Annotated in this window: 1 protein-coding gene; it reads right to left on the reverse strand. The window is 48.1% G+C overall.

The window, feature by feature from the left end:
* A partial coding sequence (locus A4R26_RS12985; protein ID WP_439330559.1) for a Mu transposase domain-containing protein occupies positions 1-463 on the reverse strand: 463 nt, incomplete at its 3' end.
* Between the last annotated feature and the right edge of the window lie 92 nt (positions 464-555).

Here is a 555-nt window from a genome sequence, read left to right on the forward strand (position 1 = left end):
TACTCAAAAGCTCCTCCTGGCTCCAGCCATTGGCTGCTTTGGCTTGCTGGTGATTGGGTGGCATATGATCGCGAACGGTACTATACCCCTGACGGCCTCTGGGATGAACTGCAATACGCTGGTGATCGTAATAGACCTCTACAGTTTTGTGGTCATACCACACCTTTACTTTCTTTCCTGTATACTGCCAGGGTACGCTATAGTATAGACCATCTTCAGTGAGCTGGATATGATAGTTACGTTGCACCGTCAGGATAGTTCCTTTTTTCAATAAGCAGGGTTCTGACGGAAGCTCCCGCAATAGGGATTGCTCCTGCTGAACAAAGAGATCTGTTCTGCTAAAAGTGGATCCTTTGTAGGGTTGCGTATTGATCTTGTCTGTTTGCAGGCGGAAGTGATGATTGATCTCGGCCAGCGAACTGAAGGTAAAATGCCGCAGCGGGGCGTAAACGTTTCTGTACACGATGTTGACAGCCTTTTCCACCATAGCCTTGTCCCGCTTATGCGAAGTTTCGCATAACCGAGATAAAGCAATGGTGGAACGTGCCGTGAATA

It is taken from the genome of Niastella populi, assembly GCF_002078015.1.
GTDB classification, from domain to species: Bacteria; Bacteroidota; Bacteroidia; order Chitinophagales; family Chitinophagaceae; genus Niastella; species Niastella populi.